Origin of the sequence: Kineosporia babensis, assembly GCF_021129305.1 — a bacterium.
Classification (GTDB): domain Bacteria; phylum Actinomycetota; class Actinomycetes; order Actinomycetales; family Kineosporiaceae; genus Kineosporia; species Kineosporia babensis.
This window is the reverse complement of sequence record NZ_JAJOMB010000005.1, coordinates 313,716-330,664: the sequence shown is the minus strand read 5'-3', so window position 1 is coordinate 330,664 and position 16,949 is coordinate 313,716. Positions and strand designations below refer to the sequence as shown.

General features: G+C 70.1%; 12 protein-coding genes and 2 pseudogenes. 13 read left to right on the top strand and 1 reads right to left on the bottom strand.

Annotated features, from left to right (window positions below):
* Positions 1–120 precede the first annotated feature (120 nt).
* The 4 genes and pseudogenes from leuA (at position 121) to rpmG (ending at position 4,657) form a co-directional block, all read left to right on the top strand.
* Positions 121–1,845, top strand: a complete 1,725-nt coding sequence (leuA, locus tag LR394_RS12470; protein WP_231441191.1) for a 2-isopropylmalate synthase — start codon at positions 121–123, stop codon at positions 1,843–1,845.
* Between the two features lie 163 nt (positions 1,846–2,008).
* Positions 2,009–2,731: pseudogene (gene recO, locus LR394_RS43615) on the top strand (DNA repair protein RecO); the annotation flags it as partial.
* A 653-nt stretch (positions 2,732–3,384) separates the two neighbouring features.
* Positions 3,385–4,206, top strand: a complete 822-nt coding sequence (locus tag LR394_RS12460) for an isoprenyl transferase (RefSeq protein WP_231441187.1) — start codon at positions 3,385–3,387, stop codon at positions 4,204–4,206.
* A gap of 283 nt (positions 4,207–4,489) precedes the next feature.
* The gene (gene rpmG / locus LR394_RS12455) at positions 4,490–4,657 is read left to right on the top strand and encodes a 50S ribosomal protein L33 (protein ID WP_231441185.1); all 168 of its coding nucleotides are present in this window, start codon (positions 4,490–4,492) and stop codon (positions 4,655–4,657) included.
* A 399-nt stretch (positions 4,658–5,056) separates the two neighbouring features.
* Here the strand turns inward: rpmG and LR394_RS12450 are convergent, their stop codons facing one another.
* Positions 5,057–5,455, bottom strand: coding sequence for a Fur family transcriptional regulator (locus tag LR394_RS12450; protein ID WP_231441183.1), 399 nt, complete (start codon positions 5,453–5,455; stop codon positions 5,057–5,059).
* A gap of 78 nt (positions 5,456–5,533) precedes the next feature.
* Here LR394_RS12450 and LR394_RS12445 point away from each other — a divergent pair, with 78 nt between their 5' ends.
* The 9 genes and pseudogenes from LR394_RS12445 to dnaG all read left to right on the top strand — a co-directional run.
* Positions 5,534–5,866, top strand: a complete 333-nt coding sequence (locus tag LR394_RS12445; RefSeq protein ID WP_231441182.1) for an antibiotic biosynthesis monooxygenase family protein — start codon at positions 5,534–5,536, stop codon at positions 5,864–5,866.
* Between the two features lie 82 nt (positions 5,867–5,948).
* A complete protein-coding gene (locus LR394_RS12440; RefSeq protein WP_231441180.1) occupies positions 5,949–7,337 on the top strand; it encodes a glycine--tRNA ligase in 1,389 nt (462 codons plus the stop codon).
* 105 nt (positions 7,338–7,442) lie between these two features.
* Complete coding sequence (locus tag LR394_RS12435; protein ID WP_231441178.1) at positions 7,443–9,494, top strand: hypothetical protein; 2,052 nt, start codon at positions 7,443–7,445, stop codon at positions 9,492–9,494.
* A 16-nt stretch (positions 9,495–9,510) separates the two neighbouring features.
* Complete coding sequence (locus LR394_RS12430; RefSeq protein WP_231441176.1) at positions 9,511–11,730, top strand: HEAT repeat domain-containing protein; 2,220 nt, start codon at positions 9,511–9,513, stop codon at positions 11,728–11,730.
* Positions 11,731–11,738: 8 nt separating this feature from the next.
* Positions 11,739–12,440, top strand: a complete 702-nt coding sequence (locus LR394_RS12425) for an HAD family hydrolase (RefSeq protein WP_231441174.1) — start codon at positions 11,739–11,741, stop codon at positions 12,438–12,440.
* A 92-nt stretch (positions 12,441–12,532) separates the two neighbouring features.
* A complete protein-coding gene (gene dusB, locus LR394_RS12420) occupies positions 12,533–13,735 on the top strand; it encodes a tRNA dihydrouridine synthase DusB (RefSeq protein ID WP_231441172.1) in 1,203 nt (400 codons plus the stop codon).
* The gene (locus LR394_RS12415) at positions 13,732–14,997 is read left to right on the top strand and encodes a deoxyguanosinetriphosphate triphosphohydrolase (protein ID WP_231441170.1); all 1,266 of its coding nucleotides are present in this window, start codon (positions 13,732–13,734) and stop codon (positions 14,995–14,997) included. Before dusB ends, LR394_RS12415 begins: the two co-directional genes overlap by 4 nt.
* Before the next feature lie 97 nt (positions 14,998–15,094).
* Positions 15,095–15,445 (top strand): hypothetical protein, encoded by a 351-nt coding sequence (locus LR394_RS12410; RefSeq protein WP_231441169.1) that lies wholly within the window; start codon positions 15,095–15,097, stop codon positions 15,443–15,445.
* A 9-nt stretch (positions 15,446–15,454) separates the two neighbouring features.
* A pseudogene (dnaG, locus tag LR394_RS43610) lies at positions 15,455–16,891 on the top strand (DNA primase); the annotation flags it as partial.
* Between the last annotated feature and the right edge of the window lie 58 nt (positions 16,892–16,949).

Sequence of the window (16,949 nt, the reverse complement as noted above, 5' to 3'; positions counted from 1 at the left end):
CTCCTTGGTCGCCGCGGCGGGACCTGCTAGGCCGGTCCTCTCGTCGCGGTGGTTCTTCTGCATGCCGGCCGACCGTCCTGGAACGCGAAGCAGATTCAGACCAAGAAGAGGCACCAAGCGATGAAGAACACCCAGAAGCCCTCCGGCATGCCGGTGCACAAGTACGTTCCGTTCCACGAGCTGATCAACGTCGCCGTGGAGAACCGGACTTGGCCGGACAAGCGCATCGAGCAGGCCCCGCGCTGGTGCGCGGTCGACCTGCGGGACGGCAACCAGGCCCTGATCGACCCGATGAACTCCGAGCGCAAGCGCCGGATGTTCGATCTGCTGGTCCGGATGGGCTACAAGGAGATCGAGGTCGGTTTCCCGGCCGCCAGCCAGACCGACTTCGACTTCGTGCGTGAGCTGATCGAGGGCGGGCACATTCCCGACGACGTCACCATCCAGGTGCTGACCCAGGCCCGGGACGCCCTGATCGAGCGCACCTTCGAGTCGATCAGGGGCGCCAAGCAGGCCATCGTGCACCTGTACAACTCCACCTCCACGCTGCAGCGCAAGGTGGTGTTCAACGCCGACGAGGACGGCATCGTCGACATCGCGCTGAACGGCGCGCGGCTGTGCAAGAAGCTGGCCGACGAGATGACCGGCACCGACGTGTACTTCGAGTACTCGCCCGAGTCGTACACCGGCACCGAGCTGGAGTTCGCCAAGCGGATCTGCAACGAGGTGCTGGCCGTCTTCGAGCCCACGCCAGAGCGCAAGGTGATCATCAACCTGCCGGCGACCGTTGAGATGGCCACCCCCAACGTGTACGCGGACTCGATCGAGTGGATGAACCGGAACCTGGCCTTCCGGGAGAACGTGATCCTGTCGCTGCACCCGCACAACGACCGGGGCACCGCGGTGGCCGCGGCCGAGCTGGGCTACCAGGCCGGGGCCGACCGGATCGAGGGCTGCCTGTTCGGCAACGGTGAGCGCACCGGCAACGTCTGCCTGGTCACGCTGGGGATGAACCTGTTCAGCCAGGGCATCGACCCGCAGATCGACTTCTCCGACATCGACGAGATCCGGCGCACGGTCGAGCACTGCAACCAGCTGAAGGTGGCCGAGCGTCACCCCTACGGCGGTGACCTGGTCTACACCGCGTTCTCCGGCTCCCACCAGGACGCGATCAAGAAGGGCATGGAGGCCCTGGCCGGGGTGGCCAAGGCGCAGGGCAAGACGGTCGACGAGATCGTCTGGGAGGTCCCGTACCTGCCGATCGACCCGCACGACGTGGGCCGCTCGTACGAGGCCGTGGTCCGGGTCAACAGCCAGTCCGGCAAGGGTGGCGTCGCCTACCTGATGAAGAACGAGTACCAGCTGGACATGCCCCGCCGGCTGCAGATCGAGTTCAGCCAGGTGGTGCAGAAGCACACCGACTCCGAGGGCGGCGAGGTCACCCCGGGCCAGCTGTACACGATTTTCTCGGACGAGTACCTGCCTTCCTCGGCGCGGCAGTGGGGCCGGTACGCGCTGAAGTCGATGCAGCACACCAGCGACGAGGACGGGGCCGACCGGCTGCGCGTCGAGATCGTCGACGACGGTGCGCCGTTCACCCTGCAGGGTGTCGGCAACGGCCCGATCGCGGCGTTCGGTGACGCGATGTCCGGGCACGGTGTCTCGGTCCGGGTGCTGGACTACAGCGAGCACGCGATGAGCGCCGGTGGCGACGCCAAGGCTGCGGCCTACGTGGAGTGCCAGGTCGGCGACCAGGTGCTGTGGGGGGTCGGGATCGACGAGAACATCGTGCGGGCCTCGATGAAGGCTGTGCTGTCCGCGGTGAACCGTTCCGTGGGGCGCTGAGTTTTCTTTACTGCTTGAGGACGCGCGCGGTCACCTTGGGGTGGCCGCGCGCGGCTTTTCTTGCTGCTTACGGACGGTTGCGGCCGGCTTTTCTTCGTAGGGTCCTCACATTCGGGTCTCCCACAGCGTCTACCAGGTATGAGGGAGAATCAGTTCCGTGCCGGTGATCTATCGAGACGAGGCGATCGTGCTGCGCGCCCAGAAGCTGGGCGAGGCCGACCGGATTGTCACGTTGCTCACCCGCGAGCGCGGTCAGGTCCGGGCGGTGGCCAAGGGCGTGCGCAAGACCATGTCCCGCTTCGGCGCCCGGCTCGAGCCGTTCATGCTGATCGACGTGCAGTGCTACGAGGGCCGCTCGCTGGACACGGTCACCCAGGTCGAGACCATCGGCCCCTACGGCCTGCAGATCGTGGCCGACTACACCCGCTACACGGCCGCCTCGGCGATGCTGGAGACCGCCGAGCGGCTGACCGAGACCGAGCGGGAGCCTGCCCTGCAGCAGTTCCTCCTGCTGGCCGGCGGCCTGCGCACCCTGGCCCAGGACCTGCACGAGCCCGGCCTGGTGCTGGATGCCTACCTGATCCGCTCGCTGTCCGTGGCCGGCTGGGCCCCCAGCTTCACCGACTGCGCGCGCTGCGGGCAGACCGGTCCGCACCGGGCTTTCTCCCTGGCCATGGGCGGGGCTGTGTGCCCCTCCTGCCGTCCTCCGGGCTCGGCCGCCCCACACCCGGAAACCCTGCAACTGCTGTCGGCCCTGCTCACCGGCGACTGGACCAGCGCCGACGCCAGCGAGGCCCGGCGCCGCCGCGAGGCCAGCGGGCTGGTCGCGGCCTACCTGCAGTGGCACGTGGAACGCCGGGTCCGCTCGCTGCGGTGGGTCGAACGTGAGGGCGACAAGCCGATCATCGACGTGGCCGCGATCGAGCGCGCCCAGGCGGCAGTGGCTCCCGCAGTGGCCCCCGCAGTGGGGCCAGGCGTTAGATCGGCTGTGTCGAACGAGCAGCGGACCGTGCCGAACGAGCAGCGAGCCGCATCGAACGCACAGCCAGCCGTGGCGAACACTCATCCCGCCCCGGCGAACGGCCAGGCCAGCGAGCGGGCGAATCCTTACGGCCAGACTCATCCTCAGCGCAGCACTCACCTCCAGCCCCAGAGCCATGCCGGGGGCCAGGGCCACGCTCAGGGCCAGCGTCAGGACCAGGGCCACACCCAGGCTGCTGTCCGGGCCCATGCCTCTGGATTGTCTGAGCGCCAGGATCCGACTACCGCCCGGCCGCGCCCCTCGGACCTGCACACCACAGGCCTGGACACCGCAGGCCCGGACACCACAGGCCGGTACCCCTCGGACCCGCATCCTACGGAACCGCATCCCACTGTCTCGGAACAGGTTCCGGCCCGGTCCGAGGAGCCGCCGCGTCCTCAGGCCCGGATCTGGTCCTCGGACGGTCCGTACCGCCCCACCCATGGCGATGACGAGCCGCCCTGGTGACGGGACTACGATCCTGACGCCCCTGATACTCGTCCGCTGAAGAGGTTTCTGTGGCGCTTCGCCGTCGCTCGTCCCTGCCGGTCCGCACCACCCCGCCGATCGCGCCGCCGCCGCACCCCTCCGGGGCCCGGCCGCCGGCGATCCCGGCTGCCCTGGTGCCTGAGCACGTCGCCATCGTCATGGACGGCAACGGGCGCTGGGCCAACCAGCGCGGGCTCAGCCGTACCGAGGGGCACAAGATGGGTGAGGCCTCGCTGCTCGACGTCGTGGCCGGCGGCATCGAGATCGGGGTCAAGCACATCTCCGCCTATGCCTTCTCCACCGAGAACTGGAAGCGCTCGCCGGAGGAGGTGCGCTGGCTGATGGGCTTCAACCGGGACGTCATCCGGCGGCGTCGCGACCAGATGCACGAGTGGGGGGTGCGGGTGCGCTGGGCCGGCCGGCGTCCCCGGCTGTGGGCCAGCGTGATCAAGGAGCTGGAGGTCGCCGAGGAGCTGACCCGGGGCAACGACACGATCACCCTGACCATGTGCGTCAACTACGGCGGCCGGGCCGAGATCGCCGACGCCGCGCGCACCATCGCCCAGCTCGTGGCGCAGGGCAAGCTGGATCCCGACCGGATCGACGAGCGCACGATTCAGAAGTACCTCGACGAGCCGGACCTGCCCGACGTGGACATGTTCCTGCGCTCCTCGGGGGAGCAGCGCACCTCGAACTTCATGCTCTGGCAGTCCGCCTACGCCGAGATGGTGTTCATGGACGTGCTCTGGCCCGACGTGGACCGCCGCACGCTGTGGGACGCGGTCCAGATCTACGCCGAGCGGGACCGGCGTTACGGCGGCGCGGTGGACACGCCCGACGCCAAGGCCTGAGCGCTGACCGATAGTGGCTGACCGATGGCCGCCGACCCATAGCCACTGACCGGTGACCGGTGACCGGTGACCGGTGACCGGTGGCCGCTGACCGGTGGTCGGTGGTCGCCGACCGCGTGCCGCCGACCGCCGCGGCCGATGGCCAGGAGGTCATGCGGGAGAACGGCGCTCCGGCGACCTTGAGGTCACCCGATCCGGTCTGGCAGGCGTGGAATATTGAGAACTGTTCTCAAGTTCTTCTGGCTGCGACCGGATCGGCCGGGCGTGTGAAGGAGTGATCGAGATGGCGAGCCGCACCGAACTGCGACCGATCGTGAAGCTGCGTTCGACGGCGGGCACCGGATTCACCTACGTGACCCGTAAGAGCCGCCGCAACACCCCCGACCGGCTGGTGCTGCGCAAGTTCGACCCGGTGGTCCGGGCCCACGTGGACTTCCGCGAAGAGCGCTGAGCCCAGAGCAGGAAGGGCGCCGGCAAAAGCCGGCGCCCTTCTGCGTCCAGAGGCATCCGTCGTTAGGCGGCGGGGACGAGCGGCCGCCACGGGCGACTTCTGAACGCGACAGCGGCATCCGTTCGGCATCGGCTGTGGCGACCAACCGGCATCGGTAACTTCGCCGTGTGACTGGTGCGCCGCGTCCTTCGTCGGCTGTGGCGACCAACCGGCGTCGGCAACTTCGCCGTGTGACTGGTGCACTGCGTCCTTCGTCGGCTGAAGCGACCAACCGGCGTCGGCAACCTCGCCGCGTGACCTGCGCACCGCGTCCATCGGTGGTCGAGGAGCCGGACGGTGTCGGCGACCTGGCAGCGTGACCGGCCGCATCCGTCCCCTGGTAGTAGCCCGTGAGCCGGTTCAGGCGAGCTTGGCCTGGCACTCCGCGCAGATGCCGGTGATCTCCACGACGTGGTCCACGTCGGCGAACCCGTTGGCCGCGGCCACCTTCTGTGCCCACTTCTCGATCGAGGGGCTCTCCACCTCTACCGTGCGCCGGCAGGAACGGCACAGCAGATGGTGGTGATGACCCCGGCTGCACCGGCGGTACATCGCCTCGTTGTCGGTGCTCTTCAGCACGTCCACCTCGCCGTCCTCGGCGAGTTGCTGGAGCGTCCGGTAGACCGTGGCCAGGCCCACCCCGTCGCCGGCGTCGCGCAGGATGGTGTGCAGCTGCTGCGCGCTGACGAACTCGTTGACCTCGTCGAGCGCCGCCGAGACGGCCACCCGCTGTTTCGTCTCGCGCCGGTTCGTGCTCATGGGGTGAAGCTTTTCATGTAAGGGAAGCCTAAGAAAGCAGTTGGGCGTTCGCCCTGGGCTCAGAGATACGTTTGCCGGGTGTTCGTCGTCACCCGATACCGCGTTCCGGAGCCCGAATCCGAACAGTTCGCGCAGCTGGCGCGCCAGGCCCTCGAAGCCCTGGCCGAGCGCCCGGGCTGCCTGGAGGGCCGGGTGAGCCGCTCGATCGACGAGCCGGACCTGTGGCTGCTGTCCACCCGCTGGCAGAGCGTGGGCACCTATCGCCGGGCCCTGTCGCACCCGGAGGTCAAGGTGCGCGCGGTGCCGCTGATGTACCGCTGCATCGACGAGCCCACCGCCTTCGAGGACCAGGTGAGCTTCGCCGCGGGGCAGGGGCTCACCGAGCACGAGAGCGACCTGATCGTCGAGTAGGACCTTCCGGGGCGCGTACGCTACGTCACGTCCTTAACAACCCGTCGCCCGCCGACACCCAGCCGGATGGAGTGAGCCGTTCGTGGCCCCCAAGCAGGAATCTCGCCTCGATGCCGTCGTCAATCTCAGCAAGCGCCGGGGGTTCGTCTTCCCCAGCGGCGAGATCTACGGCGGTACCCGCTCGGCCTGGGACTACGGCCCGCTCGGCGTCGAGCTGAAGGAGAACATCAAGCGTCAGTGGTGGCGCTACATGGTCACCGGTCGCGACGACATCGTCGGCCTGGACTCCTCCGTGGTCCTGCCCCGCCAGGTCTGGGAGGCCTCCGGCCACGTCGACGTGTTCACCGACCCGCTGATCGAGTGCCAGTCCTGTCACAAGCGCTACCGGGCCGACCACCTCGAGGAGGAGTTCGAGGAGAAGAAGGGCCGCCCGGCCACGTCGATGGACGAGATCGTCTGCACGAACTGCGGTACCCGGGGCGCCTGGACCGAGCCGAAGCAGTTCAGCGGCCTGATGAAGACCTTCCTCGGGGTGACCGAGGACGAGTCCGGGATGGCCTACCTGCGCCCGGAGACCGCGCAGGGCATCTTCGTCAACTTCAAGAACGTGTACCAGGCCGCGCGCCGCAAGCCGCCGTTCGGCATCGGCCAGATCGGCAAGTCGTTCCGTAACGAGATCACCCCGGGCAACTTCATCTTCCGGACCCGCGAGTTCGAGCAGATGGAGATGGAGTTCTTCGTCGAGCCCGGCACCGACGAGGAATGGCACCAGTACTGGATCGACCACCGGATGGCCTGGTACACCGACCTCGGCATCAGCGCGGACAACCTGCGCCTGTACGAGCACGCCAAGGAGAAGCTCTCGCACTACTCCAAGCGCACGGTCGACATCGAGTACCGCTTCGGTTTCCAGGGCTCGGAGTGGGGCGAGCTGGAGGGCATCGCCAACCGCACCGACTACGACCTGAAGACGCACAGCGAGAAGTCCGGCACCGACCTGAGCTACTTCGACCAGGCCAGTAACACCCGGTACCTGCCGTACGTGATCGAGCCGGCCGCCGGCCTGACCCGCTCGCTGATGGCCTTCCTGGTCGAGGCCTACGCCGAGGACGAGGCGCCGAACACCAAGGGCGGCGTGGACAAGCGCACGGTGCTGAAGCTGGACCACCGGCTGGCCCCGGTCAAGGCTGCGGTGCTGCCGCTCTCGCGCAACGCCGACCTCTCGCCGAAGGCCCGCGACCTGGCCGCCGAGCTGCGGCGTTCGTGGAACGTGGACTTCGACGACGCGCAGGCGATCGGTCGGCGCTACCGCCGCCAGGACGAGATCGGCACGCCGTACTGCATCACCGTCGACTTCGACACGCTTGAGGACGATGCGGTAACGATCCGTTCCCGCGACACCATGGAGCAGGAGCGGGTGCCGCTGAGCGGCGTCACCGCGTGGCTCGGGGCCCGCCTCCCGGGCTGCTGATACTCCGCTGAGCTGATCGGCCGTCACGCAAAGTTGTTGCGTGGCGGCCGTTCTGCTGTCCGTCACGGAAACAGCGACACGCCGCTGTTCCGGTACATTTCGCCAGTGCTCAACCTGGATGACGTCGACTGGTCGGGGCTGCCCCATGCCCACGGCGAGGCCGACGACGTGCCGGAGTTGCTGGCGCGGCTGGACGACGGCGACTGGGACGAGGCGAGCGACGAGCTCTACTTCGCCCTGCTGCACGATGGGATCGCCTACCCGGCAACCCTGGCCGCAGTGCCCTTCCTGACCCTGATCGCCCGGAACTCCGCCTCGGACGGGCAGCTCAGCGCCCTGCACCTGCTCGGCCACTTCACCGGGTTCGCGGCCGACGGGGGACCGGAAGCGGTTGCCGTGCTGGAGCGCTCGGCCCAGGAGCTGGCCCCGCTGCTGCACGACCCGGACCCCAGCATCCGCCAGACGGTCTACGGACTGGCCCTGGGCTGGCCGGATCCGGCGCCGTTGCTGCGGGCCCGGCTGCACGACGAGCACGACGGTGACGCGCTGCTCGAGCTGGTCCGGATCCTGGCCCGGATCCATGCCCTGAGCGCGGACGATCTGAGCGGGTTCGGCGACGACGTGGTGTTCGCCGGGGCCCGGTCCAGCTTCGTCCACGGCCACGAGATGCCCGGCCTGATCGAGCTTCTGGCCGGGCTCTGGGCCGGCCAGGCCCAGGGCGACTACGGCTCGGGCTCGGGGTATCCGCTCTGCCGCCTGGTCGAGGACGCCGGTGGCCGGGCCAGTGGGCTGCTGACCCGGTTGATGAGCGAACCGGGAATCTCGGTCGGCGAACTGGCCTGGGCCTGGCACGATGTCGCCCGGATCTCGCGGGCCGCCACCGAGCCGGCGCTGCGCGCGCTGCTGGCCCTGCTGCGGCGCGCGGACGTGGGCCCCGACGACGTGGAAGACCTGCTGGTGGCGCTGATTCCGCTGGTGCCGGTGGCCGGTGAACTCGGACCCGAGCTGGCCGAGGCGCTGACCGCGCTGCCGAGCGCTCCGGAAAGCCAGGCCACCCTGGCCGTTGCGCTTTTCGCCCTGGGCGATGCGCGCTGGGTCACTCCGGCCCTGGTGGCCACCACCGCCGAGCAAGTGCCGTGGGTGACCGTGAACGGCACCTCGCTGGAATTCACGGCCGCGCTCGCCGCGCTGGTGAAGGCCACTGCACCAACCGGTCTGACTTGCGTCGCCCGGGCCGGGATCGCAGCCTGGCCCGAGACCGCCGGCACCTGGATCGATCTGCTGGCCCAGCTGCCGCCCTCGGCCGAGATCGTGCAGGTCCTGCTGGAGCCGGCCGGGCCGACCAAACCTGCTCTGCGGCTGCTCGCCCGAATCGCGCTGACCTGCCCGGATGCCTTCGATGTGGCCACCTTCCAGGCGGTCCAGGCGATCCCGGTGCCCGGCGGCGACGCCGGAGCCTGGCTGCTGGTCGCCCAGGCCCTGCTGGATTCCGGTGATCCGGCGGGCTTCTCGCGGGCCTGGCGGGTGAGCGAGTCCGGCGACGGCGAGGACGAACTGCTGCGGATCTGGGCCACCCATCCCTCGGCCGAGCTGGAGAAGGTGTGCCTGGAGCTGGCCACCCGCACCAGCTGGGGGGTTTACCGCAACCGGGCCGTGCAGGTGGCGGCCATCGAGATCCTGCTGAGCAACGGCCCGGAGCACCTCGAGCTGGTCTGGCCGGCCGTGCCGGACCTGCTGCCGGTGCTCAAGGGCGAGGCACTGGACCGGCTGGTGGCGCTCGGCAACCGGCTGGTGACGGTCAGGTCCGAATGGCTTTCCCAGCTGCGGGAACTGACCGGGAGCGAGCGGCCGGTGGTGGCGATGAAGGCGCTCGAGGCCCGGCAGGCTCTCGGTGACATCGTCCCCGAACAGTCTCTGGAACAGGCTTTGAGCCGGCTTAACGCAACCGTCGGGGCGCGCGCCCGGGTGGTCGCCGACGTGGTGCCGCTCGCCGCCCGGGTGATCGGCAATGCGCTTGCCGCCCAACCAGATCTGCGAGTTCGGGCGAGTGCGCAGGTCACGCCGCTGATCGCGGGGGACGAGCGGGTGCTCGAACCAGGTGATGTCGCGACTGATACACGCTTGGTACGCATACTGCATGAAGCCTTGACGAAGTGATCGCTACTCTGCGGTCATGATCGATTCGCTCGACGAGATCGACTGGTCGGCCCTCGACCACGCCTACGGTCACGCCGGGGACACCCCCGGCCTGATCCGGCAGTTGAGGAAGGACGACTGGTCGGAGGCCGTCGAGGAACTGCTGGCCTCGATCCTGCACCAGGGCGGCGTGTATCCGGCCACGGTGGCAGCACTTCCGTTCCTGCACGAGGTGGCCACCGACCAGCAGGCACAGGGCCGGATCGGCGCCCTGCAGTTGCTGTGCTTCTACGGGCAGTCGGTCGCGGCCGGTCTGGAAGACCCCCGGATCGAGGCGGAAGCCCGCGCCGGGCTGGCGGCTTCGGCCCGGATCCTGCTGCCGTTGGCCGAGGATCCCGATCCCGAGGTGCGGATCGCGGTGTACGAGTGCGCCAGCTACTGGAACGACCCGGCCGCGCTGGAGAAGCTGCGCGAACGTCTCGCGGCGGAGAGCGACCGGCCGGCCCGGGTGGCGCTGATCGAGCCGCTGGCCCGGCACGGTCTGCTGCGGTCCGCCGATCTGGAGACGCTGCTGGCCGACGATCAGGACGAGGTGCTGTTCGCCGCGCTCTGGTGCGCGCTGGCCCTGGGCGTCGAGATGCCCGGGGCGCTGGATCATCTCGTCCGGCTCTGGCCCACCCAGGCCCAGGCGTACCCGGGGCTGGGGGCGTCCAATTCGCTGGCCCTGCTGGTGCAGAGGGCCGGGGCCCGGGCGTTGCCGTTGCTGGAGATCCTGGCGCAGCGCCCTGGTTCCGGCCTGAGCGTGGGCGATCTGGCTTATGCCTGGTGCGATGTGGCCCAGATCTCGCGATCGGCAACCGGTTCCGCCCTGGACGCGCTGATCGCGCTGGCCAAGCGGGAAGAGTCGGCCGAACTGGCCTCCGCCCAGCCGATCGTCGCTGCGCTGGCCTCGGTACTGGCGGCCGCCGAAGAACGAAGATCGCCAATGGCAGACGCTCTGGCTGGGTTGCTGGAACGGGTCTCGGCGAAAGTGCCGGGCGGCGAGCGTCCGGGTGTTCCCGCACCACCCGCCCTACTTGAGCTGCAGGCGTCCGTTGCCTGGTTGTTGTTCGCCCTTCAGGACCCCCGATGGGCAGTCCCGGCCCGGGCCGCGGTGGCCACCGGCGCCCACCTGATGGTCAGCACCGGGCTGAACAGCAGCACGAGTTTCCCGGTACAGCTCGCCCGGGTCTGCGCCTTCCGCCCGGTGGCCTGGGCCAGGACCGAGATCATCGAGGTGACCAGGACGGCCCTACGGGCCCGGCCGGCCGCGGACGGAGCGTGGGCCGAGGTGCTGGGCCAGCTTCCACCCGGCGCCGACGTGCTCGAGGTGCTGCTGGAGAACCTGAGCCCGGCCTCGGAACCGGTCGTGCCGAAGATCCTGGCGCAGTTGGCCGCCGCCGAGCCGGAAGCCTTCCCGGCCGAGGCCCGCGACCGGATCCGGGCCCTCGTCCCGGATCAGAACGAAGCGGGCGCCTGGCTTCTCACCGTTCAGCATCTGATCGATCCGGCTCCCGAGACCTTCGCCCAGGTGTGGGAGCTGGCCGGCGCCACCCTGGACGCCGACGAGTTGCTGCGGATCTGGGCCGCCCCCGGGGTACCGGCTCTGGAGCGGGCCTGCCAGGAACAGTTCACCGGCCGGGCCCGCAACTCCTTCCCCGAGCGCCATCGGCAGCTGGCGGCGGCCGCGATCGTGCTGGAAATCGGAGATCCGGCCGCGGTCAGAGCGGCCTGGCCGACCGTGCGGGCGGTCCTCGACCGAGCCGGTGAGCCGCTGACCCGGGCGGCCACGATCGCCGAGCAGATGGTCCGCCTCGACCCGGCCCTGCGCCCGGAATGGGTGGCCCAGCTGCGCGACATCCTCAGCAACGGCCGGGAGAGCTGGTCCGAGCCCGACCATGTGGCCACCGCGCTCGCCATCGGTTACCTGGCCGAGCTGGGTGAGCTCACGGCCGAGGAAGCGGTGCAGCGCGCGCTGGCGGTCGAGGTGGAGGCGGTACGGACCGGCCGGGCGGTGCGGGTGACACCGGTGGTGGCCGGCGTGCTGGAGTTCGCATTGCGCAGCCGTCCCGATCTTCAGCCGGTGGTTGCGCAGGCGCTGGAACCCCTGGTCCGGGGCGACGAACGGATCCCGGCCCCGGCCGACGAGATCGCCACCGACACGCATCTGGTCCGGATCCTGCAGAACGTGGTCTTCGGTGGCCCGGCCGCGGGATGATGCGCGGTATGACCCGTAGCGGCGAGTTCGACGCGATCCTGTTCGACGCCGGTGGCGTGCTGGTCACGCCGAGCCCGCAGAGTCTCGGCCCGGTGGTCGCCTCCTTCGGCGGCTCGGCCGAGCCGGAGGTGCACCTGCGGGCGCACTTCGCCGCTGCGCACGCCATGGATCATGCCCGCGCGGACGGGAACGAGTCGGACTGGCACGCCTACGGCCGCGCCTACCTGCGCACCACCGGGGCGAGCGTCGACGAACCGGCGCTGGAGGCGTTCCGGCAGGGCTTCAACGACACCTACTGGCGCGAGCCGGTACCCACGGCGGCCAAGACGTTGCTGGCGCTGGAGGAGCAGGGCATCCCGATCGGGATCGTCTCCAACGCGGAAGGCCAGGTCGAGGGCGACCTCGCCGCTCTGGGCATCTGCGGGGTGGACACCCCCGGCGCCGCCCGGGTGGTCTGCGTGGTCGACTCGCACGTGGTCGGCGTCTCCAAACCCGACCCCGCAATCTTCCTGCACGCTCTGGACGCAATGGGGATCCCCGCGTCCCCACGCATCGCCTATGTGGGTGACACGGTGTTCTACGACGTGCGCGCCGCCACCGCCGCCGGTCTCACCCCGTTGTTGCACGACCCGTTCGGCTACCACCAGCGCGACCCGCACCCCAGCGGCCCGCACCGGGTCCTGCCGCGTCTGTCCGACCTGGTTGCGTAGCTCGGGCTCCTGAGCCGTCCCCGACGTCCCGAATCCCTGCGGTCGCGGCCCGTGGCACATCCCGGGCCGGACCGTGAGCGAGAATGGGGGACGTGAGAGCACTGCAGGTCGGACCGCACCGGATCGCCACCCCCGTCGTCCTGGCCCCGATGGCCGGGATCACCAACACGGCCTTCCGGCGGCTGTGCCGGGAGCAGATGGCGGCCGAGGGCGGGCAGGGGCTGTTCGTCAGCGAGATGGTCACCTCCCGGGCCCTGATCGAGCGCAACGACGAGTCGATGCGGCTGATCCAGCACGACCCGGACGAGAACCCGCGTAGCGTTCAGCTCTACGGGGTGGACCCGGGCACGGTCGGCGCCTGCGTGTCGATGCTGCTGTCCGAGGACCGGGCCGACCACATCGACCTGAACTTCGGCTGCCCGGTGCAGAAGGTGACCCGCAAGGGCGGGGGAGCGGCCCTGCCCTGGAAGGCCGGGCTGTTCGCGGCGATCGTGAGCGCCGCGGTGAAGGCCGCCACCCCCTACGGCGTGCCGGTCACGGTGAAGATGCGCAAGGGCATCGACGCCGACCACCTGTCCTACCTGGACGCCGGCCGGATCGCCGAGGCGGAGGGGGTGGCCACGGTGGCGCTGCACGGGCGCACGGCCGCCGAGTACTACTCGGGCCAGGCCGACTGGAGCGCCATCGGCCGGCTCAAGGAGGCCGTCACCAGCATTCCGGTGCTGGGTAACGGGGACATCTGGTCGGCCGACGACGCGGTCCGGATGATGGCCGAGACCGGCGCCGACGGGGTGGTCGTGGGCCGGGGCTGCCTGGGCCGGCCGTGGCTGTTCGCCGATCTGGCCGCCGGGCTGCAGGGCCGGGACACCCGCCGCCAGCCCCCGCTGGGCTACGTGCTGGCCACCATGCGCCGGCACATCGAGCTGCTGATCGAGCACTACGAGGGCTACGAGAAGCCGTTCAAGAGCACCGACCGCGACGCCGACCGCAACTCCGAGAACCGGGCCTGCCGCGACTTCCGCAAGCACATCGCCTGGTACTTCAAGGGGTACGTGGTGGGCAAGGAGACCCGGGCGGCGCTGGCGATGATCAGCTCGCTGGCCGAGTTCGACGACCTGGCCGGGCAGCTCGACGGCTCGCAGCCCTACCCGGGCGAGGGCGCCGAGGGGCCGCGCGGGCGGGCCGGGTCGCCGCGCCCGGTGTCGCTGCCGCCCGGCTGGCTGGACAGCCGGGAGATCGACGGTGAGCTGGCCGGGATGCTGCGCGAGGCCGAACTATCGGTCAGCGGCGGATGAGCCGGTTCTACCGCGGGCCCGAGAGCGGTTACCGGCCCGAGGACCAGCAGCGCTGGTTCGCCGAGCCGCCGAAGGACCCGCGGCGGGGACAGTTCTCCCGCGACCGGGCGCGGGTGGTGCACTCCTCGGCGCTGCGCCGGCTCTCGGCCAAGACGCAGGTGGTCGGCCCGGGCTCGGACGAGTTCGTGCGCAACCGGCTCACCCACAGCCTCGAAGTGGCCCAGGTGGGGCGGGAACTGGGCGCCGCGCTGGGCTGCGACCCGGACATCGTGGACGCCGCCTGCCTGGCGCACGACCTGGGGCACCCGCCGTTCGGCCACAACGGTGAGACCGCGCTGGACGAGATCTGCTCGGCGATCGGCGGTTTCGAGGGCAACGCGCAGACCCTGCGGTTGCTCACCCGGCTGGAGCCCAAGGTGGCCGGGCCCGATCGCGGCCACGGCCTGAACCTGACCCGTGCCACGCTGGACGCGGCCACCAAGTACCCCTGGCCGAAGGGGCCGGACTCCCGCAAGTTCGGGGTCTACGCCGACGACCTGCCGGTGTTCACCTGGCTGCGGGCCGGCGCGCCCGAACGCCGGCGCTGCATCGAGGCGCAGGTGATGGATCTGGCCGACGACGTGGCCTACAGCGTGCACGACGTCGAAGACGCGATCGTGTCCGGACGTTTCGACCCCCGGCTCCTGGAGGACGAGGACGAGGTCGCGCGGATCGTGGCCCAGGCCCGCGCCTGGTACCTGCCGCAGACCCCGGAGGACGAGATCGCCGAGGGGCTGGCCCGGCTGCGCAAGGGGCAGTTCTGGGTGACCTCGTTCACCGGTGACTACGCCTCGCTGGCGGCCCTGAAGAACATGACCTCGCAGTTGATCGGCGACTTCCTGCGTACGGTCGAGGCAGCCACCTGGTCCGCGTACGGCGCTGCCGCCGAGGTGCCGCTGACCCGCTACCGTGCCGACCTGGTCGTGCCGGAGGAAACGGCGGTGGAGATCGGCGTGCTCAAGGGGCTGGCCGCGGTGTACGTGATGACGCTGGAGGAACGCCAGCCGCTCTACGCCCTGCAGCGCGAACTGCTGATGGAACTGGTGCAGGTGCTGGAGGATCGCGCGCCCAAGGTGCTCGACCTGCCCTTCGCCACGGCCTGGCGGGATGCGGCGGACGACGCGGGCCGGCTGCGCGCGGTGATCGACCAGGTCGCCAGCCTCACCGACGCCCGCGCGGTGGCCTGGCATCACGAGCTGGTGGGCCGGCCTGACGCTGGGTGATTTGATCCGTTCTTGCGCTGCGCAAAGCACTCAGTGACATGCCCGGGTGCCAGCATGAGCAGTCACCGGGCGGCAGGGCGGAACAGGCGGGCATGACGTGAGCAACACAGACTTCTTCCAGGAACGAGCTGCGAGCTTCGAGCAGGCCCGGCGCCGGCTGGAGAGCCCGGGCGAGCGCAGCCGGGCCACCGGCTCCATCCCCCGGGCCGACACCGGCTCCCAGCCGCTGACCCGGGCCAAACCGCAGGTCCTGGCCCCGCGCACGATCACCTGGGGCACCACCTTCAAGATCAGCGTTGCGGTGTACTTCGCGGTGATGGGCGTGCTGGTCACCGTGGCCCTGCTGGTCCTGCTCGGGCTGCGGCTGGTGGGCGACCTCACCACCTTCGACGGGATCAACGTCCAGTGGCGGAGCCTGCCCGCCGCGGCCGGGGCCGACAAGACTTAGACTCACTGGGTGAGGATCCGCCGCGAGGACGTCGAGACCGTCCGGGAGCGGTCCCGGATCGACGAGGTCGTCTCCGAGTACGTCACGCTGCGCACGGCCGGCATCGGGGCGCTGAAGGGGCTGTGCCCGTTCCACGACGAGAAGACGCCGTCGTTCAACGTCCGGCCGAACGTGGGCTTCTACAAGTGCTTCGGCTGCGACAAGGGCGGCGACGTCATCTCCTTCGTGATGGAGATCGACCACCTGAGCTTCGCCGAGGCGGTCGAGCGGCTGGCCCAGCGGCTGGGCATCGAGCTGCGCTACGAGGACGAGGCCGGTAACGACGGCAAGGGGCCCAACCGCGAGGGGGTCAACCAGCGCCGCCGGATGATGGAGGCCAACCGGGCCGCCGCGCAGTTCTTCGCCGAGCAGCTGGGCACCTCGCCGGACGCCTCGATCGGCCGGCAGTTCCTGGTCGACCGGGGCTTCGACCAGGCCGCGGCCGAGCACTTCGGGGTCGGTTTCGCGCCCCGCGGCGGCGAGGTGCTCACCCGGCATCTGCTGGGCCGCGGGTTCACCAAGGACGAGCTGGTCGGCGCCGGGATCTCCGGGCAGGGCAAGCGCGGGCTGTACGACCGGTTCCGCGGCCGGCTGATCTGGCCGATCCGCGACCTGACCGGCGAGACACTGGGTTTCGGGGCCCGGCGGCTGTTCGACGACGACCGGATCGAGGCCAAGTACCTCAACACCCCCGAGACCGCGCTGTACAAGAAGTCGCACGTGCTCTACGGCGTCGACCTGGCCAAACGCGAGATCGCCAAGAGTCATCAGGTGATCGTGGTCGAGGGCTACACCGACGTGATGGCCTGCCACCTGGCCGGTGAGGCGACCGCGGTGGCCAGCTGCGGAACCGCGTTCGCGGCCGACCACATCCGGATCGTGCGCCGGCTGATCGGGGACGACCGCAGTTCCGGCGGGCGGGTGATCTTCACTTTCGACGGTGACGCGGCGGGGCAGAAGGCGGCCCTGCGGGCCTTCGAGGACGACCAGCGGTTCGTGGCGCAGACCTTCATCGCGGTCGCCCCGAGCGGTATGGACCCGTGTGACCTGCGGCAACAGCGCGGTGACGAGGCGGTCCGGGAGCTGATCGGCACCCGCCGGCCGATGTTCGAGTTCAAGATCCAGTCGATCATGAAAGAGGCGGATCTCTCTACTGCCGAGGGACGCGTGCAGGGGCTTCGGCTGGCGGCTCCGGTGGTGGCGGGGATCAAGGACCCGACGCTGCGCCCGGAGTACGCCCGTGAGCTGGCCCGGTGGCTCGGCATGGACGTCGAGCCGGTCAAGCAGGCGGTCGAGCGGGCTTTGCGCTCCGGGGCGGGTTCCGCCGGCGGCTCCGGTGGTGCGGGTGGTCCGGGTGGTCCGGGTGCCAATGGGGGACGGGGTGGCTCGGGCGGTCCCTCGGGTTCCGGTAGGGGGTACTCGGGTAACGGCCGACGTGGCGAGGGCGGCTGGCAGAAGGGGGAGA

What these genes read in the sequence shown, in the direction of transcription:
- leuA (WP_231441191.1), top strand. Translation starts at nt 121, where the DNA reads ATGAAGAACACCCAGAAGCCCTCCGGCATGCCGGTGCACAAGTACGTT.
- rpmG (WP_231441185.1), top strand. Translation starts at nt 4,490, where the DNA reads ATGGCGAGCCGCACCGAACTGCGACCGATCGTGAAGCTGCGTTCGACG.
- LR394_RS12450 (WP_231441183.1), bottom strand. Translation starts at nt 5,455, where the DNA reads ATGAGCACGAACCGGCGCGAGACGAAACAGCGGGTGGCCGTCTCGGCG.
- LR394_RS12430 (WP_231441176.1), top strand. Translation starts at nt 9,511, where the DNA reads ATGATCGATTCGCTCGACGAGATCGACTGGTCGGCCCTCGACCACGCC.
- LR394_RS12425 (WP_231441174.1), top strand. Translation starts at nt 11,739, where the DNA reads ATGACCCGTAGCGGCGAGTTCGACGCGATCCTGTTCGACGCCGGTGGC.
- LR394_RS12415 (WP_231441170.1), top strand. Translation starts at nt 13,732, where the DNA reads ATGAGCCGGTTCTACCGCGGGCCCGAGAGCGGTTACCGGCCCGAGGAC.